The organism is Plantibacter sp. VKM Ac-2880 (assembly GCF_015351235.1).
Lineage (GTDB): Bacteria > Actinomycetota > Actinomycetes > Actinomycetales > Microbacteriaceae > Plantibacter.
This window is the reverse complement of the sequence record NZ_JADKSJ010000002.1, coordinates 468,291-481,834: the sequence shown is the minus strand read 5'-3', so window position 1 is coordinate 481,834 and position 13,544 is coordinate 468,291. Positions and strand designations below refer to the sequence as shown.

Annotated in this window: 12 protein-coding genes; 8 read left to right on the top strand and 4 right to left on the bottom strand. The window is 70.0% G+C overall.

Annotation, left to right across the window (positions count from 1 at the left end; all coding sequences use genetic code 11):
* Positions 1–186 precede the first annotated feature (186 nt).
* Together ITJ57_RS14365 and ITJ57_RS14360 are read left to right on the top strand one after the other, a co-directional pair.
* Entirely contained in the window at positions 187–879 is a 693-nt protein-coding gene (locus tag ITJ57_RS14365; protein WP_194670762.1) for a nucleoside/nucleotide kinase family protein, read from the top strand.
* Between the two features lie 48 nt (positions 880–927).
* Complete coding sequence (locus ITJ57_RS14360; protein ID WP_194670761.1) at positions 928–2,421, top strand: mannitol dehydrogenase family protein; 1,494 nt, start codon at positions 928–930, stop codon at positions 2,419–2,421.
* Positions 2,422–2,526: 105 nt separating this feature from the next.
* Here the strand turns inward: ITJ57_RS14360 and ITJ57_RS14355 are convergent, their stop codons facing one another.
* Both ITJ57_RS14355 and ITJ57_RS19840 read right to left on the bottom strand, forming a co-directional pair.
* The gene (locus tag ITJ57_RS14355) at positions 2,527–4,014 is read right to left on the bottom strand and encodes an HNH endonuclease signature motif containing protein (protein WP_194670760.1); all 1,488 of its coding nucleotides are present in this window, start codon (positions 4,012–4,014) and stop codon (positions 2,527–2,529) included.
* A gap of 476 nt (positions 4,015–4,490) precedes the next feature.
* Entirely contained in the window at positions 4,491–5,699 is a 1,209-nt protein-coding gene (locus ITJ57_RS19840; protein ID WP_194670759.1) for an HAD-IA family hydrolase, read from the bottom strand.
* 332 nt (positions 5,700–6,031) lie between these two features.
* On the opposite strand from ITJ57_RS19840, the gene ITJ57_RS14345 reads away from it, so the two are divergent.
* The 6 genes from ITJ57_RS14345 (at position 6,032) to ITJ57_RS14320 (ending at position 11,752) form a co-directional block, all read left to right on the top strand.
* Positions 6,032–7,093: a LacI family DNA-binding transcriptional regulator gene (locus ITJ57_RS14345; RefSeq protein WP_194670758.1), complete on the top strand. Its 1,062-nt coding sequence runs from the start codon at positions 6,032–6,034 to the stop codon at positions 7,091–7,093.
* Positions 7,090–8,184, top strand: coding sequence for a class I mannose-6-phosphate isomerase (locus ITJ57_RS14340; protein ID WP_194670757.1), 1,095 nt, complete (start codon positions 7,090–7,092; stop codon positions 8,182–8,184). The genes ITJ57_RS14345 and ITJ57_RS14340 overlap by 4 nt, the downstream gene beginning before the upstream one ends.
* A gap of 133 nt (positions 8,185–8,317) precedes the next feature.
* Entirely contained in the window at positions 8,318–9,079 is a 762-nt protein-coding gene (locus ITJ57_RS14335) for an ATP-binding cassette domain-containing protein (protein ID WP_194670756.1), read from the top strand.
* Entirely contained in the window at positions 9,076–10,161 is a 1,086-nt protein-coding gene (locus tag ITJ57_RS14330; protein ID WP_194670755.1) for an ABC transporter permease, read from the top strand. The genes ITJ57_RS14335 and ITJ57_RS14330 overlap by 4 nt, the downstream gene beginning before the upstream one ends.
* A gap of 74 nt (positions 10,162–10,235) precedes the next feature.
* A complete protein-coding gene (locus tag ITJ57_RS14325; protein WP_056013014.1) occupies positions 10,236–11,231 on the top strand; it encodes an ABC transporter substrate-binding protein in 996 nt (331 codons plus the stop codon).
* 221 nt (positions 11,232–11,452) lie between these two features.
* Positions 11,453–11,752, top strand: a complete 300-nt coding sequence (locus ITJ57_RS14320) for a hypothetical protein (RefSeq protein WP_194670754.1) — start codon at positions 11,453–11,455, stop codon at positions 11,750–11,752.
* Between the two features lie 38 nt (positions 11,753–11,790).
* On the opposite strand, the gene ITJ57_RS14315 is transcribed toward ITJ57_RS14320, so the two are convergent.
* Together ITJ57_RS14315 and ITJ57_RS14310 are read right to left on the bottom strand one after the other, a co-directional pair.
* Positions 11,791–12,609 carry a class II fructose-bisphosphate aldolase gene (locus ITJ57_RS14315; protein WP_194670753.1) on the bottom strand — a complete coding sequence of 273 codons (819 nt, stop codon included), beginning with the start codon at positions 12,607–12,609 and terminating at the stop codon, positions 11,791–11,793.
* Positions 12,610–12,658: 49 nt separating this feature from the next.
* Positions 12,659–13,429 (bottom strand): DeoR/GlpR family DNA-binding transcription regulator, encoded by a 771-nt coding sequence (locus ITJ57_RS14310; RefSeq protein WP_194670752.1) that lies wholly within the window; start codon positions 13,427–13,429, stop codon positions 12,659–12,661.
* Positions 13,430–13,544 lie beyond the last annotated feature (115 nt).

Below are 13,544 nucleotides of genomic sequence, written 5' to 3'. Positions count from 1 at the left end.
GGTGCACCGGGTCGCGAGCATCATATCCACGGAATCACGGTCATGTCACCCGTGACATGGAAATGCACACGAAAGCCGTGACACCGGTGACATACGCGGTTGACACGGACATCCCGTGGACCTACCGTGAGTCGGGCGACGGCGCGACCGCGACGACGCCGACCCGACGAGAGGTGGGGCATCACGATGGGCGGCAGCACGACCGGGACCAGCCTCGACGAGCTCGTCGACCGCGCGCGGACCCTCGCCGCCGCCGGCTCGCGACGCATCCTCGGGATCGTCGGCGCACCCGGGGCGGGGAAGTCGACCGTCAGCGACACGCTCGCCGCGGCCCTCGGCGACCAGGCGGTCATCGTCGGCATGGACGGCTTCCACCTCGACAACCCCGAACTCGTCCGCCTCGGGCGACGCGATCGCAAGGGCGCCCCGGACACCTTCGACGTCGACGGCTATGTCGCCCTGCTGGCGCGGCTCGCCACGAGCGGTCGCACGGAGGATTTGCCCGGCGCCGCGGTCTACGCGCCCCGGTTCGACCGCTCCCTCGAGGTCTCCATCGGCAGCGCGGTCCTCGTGCGTCCCGAGGTGCCGCTCGTCATCACGGAGGGCAACTACCTGCTGTTCGACGATCACGGTTGGGATGGCATCGCCCGGCACCTCGACGAGTCCTGGTACGTCGACGTTGACGACGAGCTCCGCCGCGAACGCCTCATCGCCAGACGGCTCGGTCACGGCCACCCGCGGGACGAGGCCGAAGCCTGGGTGCTCGGGGTCGACGAGCCGAACGCCCGCCTGGTCGACGCCACGAAGCATCGCGCCACCCGCGTCGTGACCCTCGACGCCACCACGCCGTTGGCCACCGAGTCCAGCCACGGCGTCTGACGACCACCGCACCATCCGGAACCCCTCACCGACGAGAAGGCACCACCCATGACCCAGCTCTCCGACGCCACTCTCACCGCCCTCGACCCGCAGGTGGCTGTGCCGTCCTACGACCGTTCCGCGGTCCGTCCCGGCATCGTCCACTTCGGTGTGGGTGCCTTCCACCGTGCCCACGGGGCGATGTTCGTCGACCGCGTGCTCGCCCTGCCCGGTGGGGAGCATGCGTCCTGGGGGCTCGTCGGCGTCGGCACCCTGCCAGGCGATGCGGCGATGCGGGACGCACTCGGTGCCCAGGACCGGCTGTACACGCTCGTGACGACGAGTCCCGACGGCCAGGCCGAGGCGCGCGTGGTCGGTTCGATCGTCGAGTACCTCTTCGCGCCCGACGACCCGGCCGTCGTCCTGGCCCGGGTGAGTGACCCCTCGACCCGCATCGTGTCCCTCACGATCACCGAGGGCGGCTACGGCGTCAACGACGCGACAGGCGCGTTCGAACCGAGCGACGGAGCGACCCTCGCGGAGCTCGACGGCCTGCCCGCGGGTGCGCTGCCGCAGAGCCCGCTCGGGTTCATCGCCGCCGGCCTGCGTGCTCGACGGGACGCGGGTGCGGTGCCGTTCACCGTCATGTCCTGCGACAACATCCAGGGCAACGGTCACGTCGCCCGCACGGCGATCCTCGCGTTCGCCGAACGGATCGACCCGTCGTTGGCGGCTTGGATCGCCGCCGAGGTGCGCTTCCCGAACTCGATGGTGGACCGAATCACCCCGGCGACGACGGATGAGCAGCGGGAGATGGTCGCGGAGCGGTTCGGGATCGAGGACCGGTGGCCGGTGCTGTCGGAGTCGTTCGAGCAGTGGGTGCTGGAGGACGACTTCAGTGACGGCCGTCCGCCGTACGAGCAGGTGGGGGTGCAGCTGGTCGAGGACGTGGAACCGTACGAGCTGATGAAGCTCAGGCTGCTGAACGCCTCGCATCAGGCGATGAGCTACCTGGGGTTGCTGGCGGGGGAGACGTACGTCCACGACGTCTGCCGTGACGACCTCTTCGCCCGCTTCCTCCTCGGCTACATGCACGAGGAGGCGAGGCCGACGCTCGCGCCGGTGCCGGGGATCGACCTCGACGCCTACAGTGCTGAGCTGATGCGTCGGTTCGGCAGTGAAGCGATCAAGGACACGTTGGCCCGGCAGATCGTCGACGGGTCGGAACGGATCCCCAAGTTCCTGCTCCCCGTGGTGCGGGAGCAGCTGCGAGCCGGCGGAGGGGTTGCACGCTCAGCGCTCGTGCTGGCGGCGTGGAGCCGGTTCATCGAGGGTGTCGGTGACGACGGTCGGGAGCTGCAGCCGGTGGATCGGAGGCTTGCCGAACTCCAGGCGGCCGTCGCCCAGGAGGTCGAGAACCCCGGGGCGTTCCTCGATCTGGAGGTCGTCTTCGGAGACCTCGGCCAGGATGTGCGGCTCCGTGAGGCGTTCGTCGAGGCCCGGGCGCGCCTTGCGGCCGTCGGTGCGCGGGCGGCCGTCGAGGAGGTCGTCGCCGCGGGCTGACCCGTGGAGCGAGCGCGGCACCTGTCGCCGAGTTTGTCGGGGTGCGCTCCCTGAGCTTGTCGAAGGGCAGGGGTGCGCGGGCAGGCGGGTGCCACGCATCGTGTGTCAGGCGGCGAGGCGGATGCGTCCGCCGCGGATGGGGGTTCGGTGTCGGTCGATGGTGCCTGGTGGGATGAACCAGGGGATGCCGTCGCGGACGTCGATGGTCCAGTGGTCGTCGTGGATGCGGTGGTGGTGGAAGGGGCAGAGGAGGATGCCGTTGTCGAGGTCGGTGGGTCCGCCTGCTGACCACCAGGTGAGGTGGTGGGCTTCGGTGAAGGAGGGTGGGTGGGTGCAGCCGGTCCAGGCGCAGCCGCCGTCGCGTTCGGCGAGGGCGAGTTTCTGGGCGCGGGAGAACAGGCGGGTGCCGGTGCCGAGGTCGAGGACGTGTGAGGGTCCGTCGAGGACCATGGGGATGATTCTCGCGTCCGCGGCAAGTCGGCGGAGGGCGCCTGCGCCGATGGGTTCTTCGATGCCGTCGATGGTGGCTGTGCCGGCACCGGTTTCGAGGGTGTCGTGGTCGACGCGGATGACGACGGAAACGGGTGCGAGCTCGGTCGCGGCGCCACTGCAGCCGGCGGTGTGGCGGAAGATCTCGGTGAGGGCGATGGCGCGGCGCCGGTCGGTGGGGATCACCGACAGGCCGTCCGGCATGACGGCCCCGGACCCCTCGGGCTGATCGGTGTCGGTGTCGGTGTCGGCGTCCACGAAGGACGGTCGGCGCAGTCCGGCGTTGATGAGCGCGTCGAGGCCGGCGCGGACGAAGGCGGCGCTTTCTGGGGCGAGTTCGGCGCGGAGGAGGGTCATGCCGGAGGGGAGTTCCGTGAGGGTGGCGCGTTCGGCTCGGCGGAGGAGTTCGTCGCGGGGTTCTCGGCCGTCCTGGTCGAGGCGGGTGCGGACGAGTTTCGCGATGCGGACGACGTCCTGCAGGGGTGCGTGGGCGGCGTGCTCGACCGCGATCGCCGACGCGGCCTGCAGCTCGGCCGTGGCGCAGATACGGCCAGTGTTCCGGAGTTCGCGGACGATGACGGCTGCACCGTCGACGCTGAGCGGGGCGGGCGCCGTGCTGCCTGCAATGGGCCCGTCACCATCCGTTTCGGCGGGAGCGCAGGGATCGTCGGTACCTGGTGTCGCCTCAAGGGCGGCGGCGATCGCGGGGAACGGGCACTCCTCCAGCTCACCGAGGAGCACGCGCGGCTGGGTGATCGCGGCGCCGACCTCCGCGATGGCTGAACCGTGGGCGCGCGTCACCCGCCACCGCTCGGACACCATCACACCAGGGTTGGCATAGCCGGCTGCGCGAACGAGTGATCCGTCGCGGCCCGTCGGCGACGGCCGGAGCGCGATCGCCCCGGTCACCCGCGCCGCGAGGACCTCGACCGCGTGCTGCACGGCCCCGAGTTCATCGAGGACCCGGAACAGGGCCTCACCGTTCATGTTCTCGAGCTGCTCCGCGACATTCGACCCGGCACGGATCGCGTCGAGCGCGCCGTGCCACACGGCATCGAACCCGGCCGCGGCGGCGGCGAGGGGGTTCGGTGCGGTGCTGGTCATGAGTCCATCCAAACACGGACCCCCGACACTGGAACGTGGATGGAAAAACCTGCTGATCTGGCTTTTTAAGCAACAGATGAGGTCTGTTCGTGTGCCCTTCGACAAGCTCAGGGAACGAGGATGCGACGTTACGGATTCGGCGACCGGAACGCTCTTCGACAAGCTCCGGGACCGAGGGGCCGGGTTTCGAGCACGAGGGGAGTCGTCCGTGTGCCCTTCGACAAGCTCAGGGACCGGGGGGCCGTGGTGTGGGCTCGGCGGCCGGAGCGCCCTTCGACAAGCTCAGGGACCGAAGTCCCGCGGCGGGTTCGGCGTCCGGGAGTGCCCTTCGACAAGCTCAGGGACCGAGCACTCCTCGACGGATTCGGAAAGGGTCCCTCGGCAGGGGCAGGGGCGCTCCTTCGACAGGGCCAGCGGTGCCGCCCTTCGACAGGCTCAGGGACCGCCATTCGACAGGCTCAGGGACCGGGACCGGCTCAGCCGAGCGACGCCGGGACGAGCCGGAAGCCGCCCTCGGCGACGGGCTCGAGCCGCAGCTGGAACAAGCCGTCGATCACGAGGTCGGCGTCGAGCTCATGCGCCTCGTGCGTCCCCGCGATCCCGACCGTCCAGCACCCCGCGGCACGTGCGGCGGCGAGCCCCGCCGGTGCATCCTCGAATACGACGCACAGCTGTGCCTCCATGCCGAGCCGCGACCGGCCGAGGAGGAAGGGCTCCGGGTCGGGCTTGCCCTTCGTCACGTCGTCGAAGGTCACCACGACCTCCGGCCGCACGAGCCCGGCGGCCGCGATCCGGTTCCCAGCGATGAGCCGGGTGCCGCTCGTGACGATCGCCTTCGCGTCGTCGCCGAGCGCCGCAAGCGCCTCCGCAGCCCCGGGGAGCGCGATGACGTCCGCGACCTCCTCGGACTCGATCTCGATGATCCGTGCGAGCGCTCCGGCGACCTCGTCCGGCGGGAAGCTCGCGGCGAGCACCTGGGCTGCGGGCTGGCCGTGCCCTTCGGCGAGCAGGTCGACCTCCAAGCCGTACTCGCGGGCCAGCTGCGCCCACGACCGGTTCACGGCGGGCGTCGAGTCGATGAGGGTCCCGTCGAGGTCGAAGAGTCCGGCGGCGAAGACCTGATCGAAGATCGGCGCGGTCGCCTCGATGGTCCGGCCGAGGCCGAGCGCACGCTGGACGGCGGCGAGCTGCTGCGGCGTGGAGAGGGCCGCCTCGACCGACAGGTGCTCGATCGCCGGCGGCGTGTCGGTCGCCGGGTCGACGATGTGCGAGTCCCGCTCGGCTCCGCGCTGGGCCCGGCGGGCGGCGAGCGTGGCGGCGTCGGCACGCAGCCAGACGACCTTCGGGACAACCCCGGCCGCCTCGACGAGTGCGTCCCATTCGGCTCCGCCGCGCAGCTCCGCGGTGAACGGCGCGACGAGCACTGCGCCGACCCCGTTGTCGCGCTGGTCGGCGAGGACCGCGCGGAGCGCCGCGTACCGTGCCGGTCGCATGGTCGAGCGGAGCGCGGGGTCGTTCCAGTGCCGTGGCTCGGCGCCCTCGGGGTCGGCGACCGGGCCGAGTCCGTCGAGCAGGGGGTTGGTGATCGTGTCGAGGTCGAGGAGCGGCAGCCGCAGGGCTCGTGCGAGCTCGCGCCCGAGGGTGGTCTTACCGCTTCCGGCTGCTCCTGCGACGACGACGATCACGCTGACTCCTCGATGATTCCGGGGTGGCGACCCGCATCCGAGGGGTCAGAACGCCTCATCGATGCGAGTTCCAAATGAATTTGATCTCTTTCGGACAACGTTGCTTGACAACGTTGTCGGTCTGCGGTCAGTATAGGCGCACCAAGGAACGACGGGGTTCTGCAGCTGCACCACCCCGAACGATGACAACGCTGTCAGGAGGTGGAGCCCATGGGCACCTGCAACCCCGCGAACCCCGCGACCAGTCCGATCCGGACGAGTGCGCACGCGCTGCCGCTCCACACCGACGGCCCCCTCGGAACCGCTCTCTCGCACGACCGGGGGACCCGCTGATGCGGCCGCCCGGGATCAAGGATGTCGCTGCGCAGTCCGGCGTCAGCATCAAGACCGTCTCGCGAGTGGTGAACGGCGAAGCGTCCGTCCACCCCGAGACCAGAAGCCGCGTGCTCGAGGCGATCGATCGCCTCGGGTACGTGCCCAACACAGCCGCCCGTTCGTTGAAGTCCGGCACCGGTGGCGCGATCGGCGTGCTCATCGACTCGCTCGCCGACCCGTTCTTCGCCTCGCTCGTGAGCGCCATCGAAGCCCGAGCGCTCAAGGAGGGCCTCAGCGTCCTCGTGGCGAGCACCGGGCTCGACGAGCGTCGTGAACGCGACCAGCTCACCGGCTTCATCGCCGGGCACCAGGTCGCCGGCGTCATCATCGCCCCGGTCGCAGCGGAGCTGCCCTACCTGGAGGCCTTCCGGAACGTGACCCCCGTCGTCGCCGTGGACCGCCCACTGGCTGCGTTCGACAGCGTCGTGGTCGACGACTACGGCGCCACGCAGCTCGCCATCCGCCAGTTCGTGGAGCTCGGCCACACCCGCATCGCCTTCTACGACCGCGACGAGCGCTTCCTCACCATCCGCCGCCGGTACCAGGGGTACACCGACGTGCTGGCGGAGGCCGGCATCGAGCTCGACCCGTCCCTCGTCTCCTGGACCATCGACGGCACCCTCGACTACGCCGCCGAGACGGAGCGACTGCTCGGCCTCGACAACCCGCCCACCGCGTTCTTCGCCTCCAACGCGAAAGCCGCGATCGGCCTGACGACGTCGCTGCACCGCATCGGGCGCGAAGGGACGGCGCACATCGCGTTCGGTGACTTCATCCTCGCCGACGTGCTGCGACCGGCCGTCAGCTGCATCAACCAGGACCCGTTCGTCATCGGCACCGCCGCGATCGAGCGGCTGCTGGAACTGCGCGAGTCGCCGACGGACGAGCCCCGCGAGTGGATCGTCCCGACCTCGCTCGTTCCCCGCGGTTCCGGCGAGATCGCCGGGCCGGCCCGGCAGCACACCGTCGATGCGGACACCGCATCCACCACGACCATGGTCGGAGGACCAGCAGCATGAGCACGACCCAGCCCACGAGGCTCGCCCAGCCGACGCGACTCGCGCCGAACCTCATCGAGCACTTCTACCGTGGCGGCGACCGGATCGCCGCCCTGCGGGGGATCGAGCAGCAGAGCGAGTTCCAGCCCGAGGAGTGGCTCGGTGCCACGGTGAGCCGCGCCGACCAGGAGCCCGGCGGTGCGATCGGCCTCGCCAGGACCGTCGACGGCGTCCTCCTCCGCGACCTCGTCGCCGCCGACCCTCAGCAGTGGACCGGCGCAGGCCGCGACTCCGGCACCGACGCCGCCGACACCGGCATCCTCGTGAAGCTGCTCGATGCCCGGCAGCGCCTGCCCGTCCACGTGCACCCCGACCGCGCCTTCGCTGCCTCGCACCTCGACTGCGCCTACGGCAAGACGGAGGCCTGGTTCATCCTCGACGCCGAGCCGGGCTCCGCCGTGCACCTCGGATGGAGCGAGGACGTCGACCCCGAGGAACTCGACCGCCGCCGGGACGCCCAGGACAGCGAGTGGATGCTCGCCCACATGAACCGCATCGTCGTCGAACGCGGCATGGGCATCCTCGTCCCGGCCGGCACCGCACACGCGATCGACGGCGGGATCTTCCTCACCGAGGTCCAGGAGCCCACCGACCTCTCCATCCTGCTCGAGTGGTCGGTCACGACCTCGACGCGCGAGGAGTCCCACCTCGGGCTCGGCTTCGACACGGTGATGGGCGCGGTCTCGACCACCGCCCTGCCCGAGTCGGAGATCGCCAGGCTCGTCGTCCAGCACGACCTCGACGCCCGGACGGACACGCCCGTCAGCCTGCTCCCCGCTGCCGCGGACCCTTACTTCCAGCTCTTCGCCATAGCGCCCGGCGCGGACGGCAGCGACCCCGTCGACGCCGGCTTCTCGGTCGCCCTCGCCCTCACCGGCGCAGGGTCCCTGGTACCCGAGGACGGTGCTGAACCGGTCGCGGTGTCCGCCGGCGAGGTCCTCGCGGTCCCCGCCGGGTTCGGTCCGTGGACCGTCACCGGCGAGGCCACCGTGCTCGTCGCAGGACCCGGAGCCGGTTGGCCGGCGAGCCTCAGCGCGGGAGGCATCCGATGACGCCCCCGCCGAGCGCAGGACCCAGGACCACCAGACACCCGAACACCCCACACCACCGCCCCGATCGGCGGTACGACAGCCACCACACGCCGGACCCGTCCACCGGGACCGGCTGGAAAGGAACGAGAACGACATGACGACTCCCGTCTTGGAGGCCAGAGGCCTCACCCGGCAGTTCGGGCACGTCCGTGCCCTCGACGAAGCGGACTTCGAGGTCTACCCCGGCGAGGTCACCGCCCTCATCGGCGACAACGGCGCCGGCAAGTCCACGCTCGTCAAAGCCCTCTCCGGCAACCTCGCCGTCGACAGCGGCGTGATCAAGTTCGAAGGTGAACCGATCACGCTGTCCTCGCCCATGCAGTCGAGCTCGCTCGGCATCGAGACGGTCTACCAGGACCTCGCCCTCGCCCCGCACCTCGACCCCGTGCAGAACGTCTACCTCGGCCGTGAGATCATGCGCCCGGGCCTCGGCGGGCTGCTCGGCCTCATGAATGTGAAGGAGATGAGCAAGCAGTCGCGTCACGCCTTCGACGAACTCGGCGCGACGGTCCGCTCGCTCACCGACCCGGTCGGTGCCATGTCCGGTGGTCAGCGCCAGGCGATCGCCATCGCCCGCGCCGTGCACTGGGCCAACAAGGTCGTCTTCCTCGACGAGCCGACGGCTGCCCTCGGCGTCCGCCAGACGAAGAACGTCCTCGAGACGATCCGCCGCGTCCGCGACAAGGGCATCGCGGTCGTCTTCATCAGCCACTCGATGCCGCACGTCATGGAGGTGTCCGACCGGGTGCAGGTGCTCCGACTCGGCCACCGCGCGGCGACGGTCGACACGAAGGACACGAACATGGAAGAACTCGTCGGTCTGATGACCGGTGCCAGCACGAGGAACGTCGCATGAGCGCGGTGAAGCAGGCCGAGATGGGGCCGGAGACGACCGCCATCGAGACGGCCAAGGATCGGGAGACCCCGATCAGGAAGCTCTTCAAGGCCCAGGCCTTCCAGATCTTCATCGTCCTCCTCGTCGTCATCGCGATCTTCTCCGCGATCGCCCCCGACACCTTCGCGCAACTGTCGAACCTGCGGCTCGTCGTGCAGAACGCGTCGATCCTCGCGGTGCTCGGCGTCGGCATGACGTACGTCATCATCACCTCGGGCATCGACCTCTCCATCGGCTCCGTCCTCGTCTTCTCGGGCGTCGTGTCCGCGACGACGATGCGGGCCATGGGCGGCGACGACTGGGGCACCGCCATCGTCGGCATCCTCGTGTCGATCGGTGTCGGCATCGTCTGGGGCACGTTCAACGGCCTCCTCATCTCCAAGGCCAAGGTCCCGCCGCTGATCGTCACCCTCGGTAGCCTCGGCATGGCGCTCGGCCTCGCCCAGATCCTCACCGGCGGAGTCGACATCCGCGAGGTGCCGTCCGTACTCACCGACTCGATCGGTTACGGCAACATCTTCGGCGCCGTCCCGATCATCTCGATCATCGCCCTCGTCGTCGTCATCATCGGCGCCCTCGTGCTCCACAAGACGAAGTTCGGCCTCTACACCTACGCGGTGGGCTCGAGCGAAGAGGCGGCGCGACGCGTCGGCGTGAAGGTCGACCGTCACCTCATCCGCATCTACGCCATCTCGGGTGGACTCGCGGGTCTCGCCGGCATCCTGTCGCTGTCGCAGTTCGGCACGACCGCGATCGCCGGCCAGTCGCAGACGAACCTGAACGTCATCGCCGCGGTCGTCATCGGTGGCACCTCGCTCTTCGGTGGCTACGGCACGATCTTCGGCACCGTCGTCGGTCTGTTCATTCCCGCCGTCCTCCAGAACGGCTTCGTCATCACCGGCGTGCAGCCCTTCTGGCAGCAGGTCGCGGTCGGCGCCGTCCTCATCCTGGCCGTCTACGTCGACCAGGTCCGTCGTTCCTCCGCAGCCCGCGGCGGATCCACCAGCTTCTGGCGAGCCCTCGTCAGCAGGAAGAAGAAATAGCCCCTTACACAGATACACACACCCCCCGCACCATCCCTAGTAGTCCAGCAGTTCAAGAGAAACGGGTAATCACAATGAAGTGGAAGAAATCAGTTCTCGGAGTCCTCGCGCTCGGCGCGTCGGCAGGCCTCATGCTCACCGGGTGTTCCGGTGGCGCGAGCTCGGGCGGCAGCAGCGCAGGCGCAGGTTCCGACGGCTACAAGATTGCGTTCATCCAGGGTGTCGCGGGTGACGAGTTCTACATCTCGATGCAGTGCGGTATCGAATCGGCGGCGAAGGACGCCGGTGCCACGGTCACCACCCAGGGCCCGGAAAAGTTCGACCCGACGCTGCAGAAGCCGCTCGTCGACTCGGTCGTCGCGTCGAAGCCGGACGCGATCCTCGTCGCCCCGACCGATGTGAAGGCCATGGAGGCTCCGCTGAAGGCTGCGGCCGACGCGGGCATCAAGGTCGTCCTCGTCGACACCACGGTCGACGACCCGTCGTTCGCGGTCTCGCAGATCTCGAGCGACAACAAGGGCGGCGGCGCTGCGGCGTTCGACGCGATCAAGGAAGCGCACCCCGAGGGCGGCAAGGTCCTCGTGGTCTCGGTCGACCCCGGCATCTCGACCACGGACGCCCGTGCCGAGGGCTTCCAGGAAGCGGTCAAGGGCGATGACAAGTTCACCGACCTCGGTGTGCAGTACAGCCACAACGAGCCGTCCACGGCCGCCGAGATCGTGACCGCGGCGCTCCAGAAGGACCCCGACATCGTGGGCATCTTCGCAGCGAACCTGTTCGCGGCTGAAGGCTCCGCGACCGGTGTCAAGCAGGCCGGCAAGGAGGACTCGGTCACCATCGTCGGGTTCGACGCGGGTCCCGCCCAGGTCAAGCAGCTGAAGGAGGGCACCGTCCAGGCGCTCGTCGCTCAGGAGCCGGCCACCATCGGCAAGGACGGCGTCGCCCAGGCGATCGCCGCCCTCAACGGTGACAAGGTCGAGGCCAAGATCGAGACCGGCTTCACCATCATCACCAAGGACAACGTCGACGGCGACGCGAAGGATGCCGTCTACCAGTCCAAGTGCGGCTAGGCCCGTAGGCCATCACCCCGCACCACAGACCGTGACGGCGTCGGAGCTTCGAGCTCCGGCGCCGTCGCGCTGCGTCCGGGAGAACCGCTGCCCGGGCGCAGCCGGACCCTGCAGGCGCCCAACCGGTCCCTGAGCGCGCCCGACCGGTCCCTGAGTGCGACCCCGGTCCCTGAGCCTGTCGAAGGGCGACGCCGCACTCCACCGGATGCGAGAATCACGACATGACCCAGGTGATCGTCGCGGCGACCGCGGTGCAGCGGCTGTCTGACGAACCTCCGGGACGGATCGAGGTCGAGATCGTGGATGCAGCGGGGCGAGTCCACCGCGTGGTCATCACGGTCCCCGAACGCAGGAGCCGCGCGATCACCGCTACAACCGACGTCCCGTTCCGACTCGGGCTCCGCGCCGAGTACGTGCGGATGGAGGGACGGGCCGTGGAGGTCCGATTCGCGGACGGCGTCACCACCACCGAGGGTCTCGGCGGGGTCTGCCTGGACCCGGACATCGTCCACTGGTTGTGAACGACTCGATCGACTGACGGTCGGGTCGGCGACGAGTCCTAGGCGACGAGGGTGAGGAGGCGCGCGACCTCGGCGGCGACGGCCTCCCGGGCGGGACCGAGGTACTTCCGCGGGTCGACGAGCGAGGGGTCGGCGTCCAACCGCTCGCGCACGGCACGGGTGAAGATCCCGTTGATGTGCGTCGAGATGTTGATCTTCCGCATGCCCGCCTCGACGGCGCGGACGAGGTCGGCGTCGCTCACGCCGCTCGAGCCGTGCAGTACGAGCGGGACGGGGACCGCCGACGCCAGCTCGGCGATGAGTCCGAAGTCGAGCGAGGCGCTTCGTGAGGTCATGGCGTGCGAGCTGCCGACCGCGACCGCGAGCCCGTCGACCTTCGTGGCCTCGACGAACGCGACCGCGTCGTCCACGTCCGTGCGGACGCCGGGTGTGTGCGCTCCGCCCTTGCCGCCGATCGCACCGAGTTCGGCCTCGACCCACACCCCCTGCGCCTGAGCCGCCTGGGCGACCGCGGCGGTGCGCTCGCGGTTCTCGGCGTCGGGCAGGGTCGCGGCGTCGAACATGACGGAGGTGAACCCGAGGCGGACGGCCTCCTCCACGAGCGCCTCGTCCTCGGCGTGGTCGAGGTGGACGGCGGTGTCGGTCTGCGCGGCCCGCGCGAGTTCCAGACTGGCGAGCCCGACCGGAGCGAGCCCGCCGTGGTACGACGCGGCGTTCTCGGAGATCTGCAGGATCACGCCGCGACCGGCGGATGCGGCACCCCGCAGGATCGCCTCGCCGTGTTCGAGCTGGATGACGTTGAACGCGAGGACGGCGCGTTGTGCGCCGAGGAGCGTTGCCGTGGAGACGAGCGACATGGGGTTCCTCTCGGGGTGCACACGGCCGGGCCGGCCGGCGCGTGGATGGTCAGGTGGTGGCCAGCAGCAGTTCCGGACCGCTGTCGGCGAGGGCGGCGACGGTGTCGGGGTCGAGTCCGTCGTCGGTCACGAGCTGGTCGAACTCCTCGAGTCCGGCCGCCCGGTGGAACGACGTCGTGGCGAACTTCGCCGAGGTGACGGCCAGGATGCGGCGCTTGGCGATCCGGAGCATGGCTTGCTTCACCTCGGCCTCCTCCGGCAGCGTCGTCGTCGCCCCGGCCGTGACGCCGACTCCGTTCGCCCCGATGACGGCGACGTCCGCGTGGAGGCCGGCCAGCCGGGCGACGGTCCACGCGCCGACGGTCGCCTGGGTGACCGCCCGCACCCGGCCGGGGAGGGCGAGCACGGTGAGGCGTGGCCGTCCGCCCAGGAGGGCGACGATCGGCAGGCTGTTCGTCACGACGAGCAGGCGGCGGTCGTCCGGGAGGAGGGCGGCGATCTCGAGGGTCATCGCCCCGGAGTCGAGGACGATCACGCCTTCCTCGGGGAGGCGTTCGACGACGAGGGCGGCGACAGCGGCACGTTCGGCACGCTCGCCCTCGCGGCGGTGCTGCAGGCTGGGCTCGAACGGGGTCCGCTGCGCGAGGACAGCGCCCCCGTGGTGCCGACGGACGAGTCCTTGACGCTCGAGGACGACGAGGTCGCGGCGGATGGTCTCGGGGGTGACGGCGAGGCGGTCGCTGAGTTCGGCGACCGAGAGGGCGCCGTCACCGTTGCGGGCGCCGGCGAGGATCGCGGCGTGGCGCTCTGCTGGGTACATGACTGCTCCGTCCGGTCAGGTCATCGTATCCGAATCCGCCCGATATCCCTTCCGATTCGGTGGGATCGGTGCAAAGATCAACATGATCGGGCGCCACGCAAACCGCGCGTGCTCC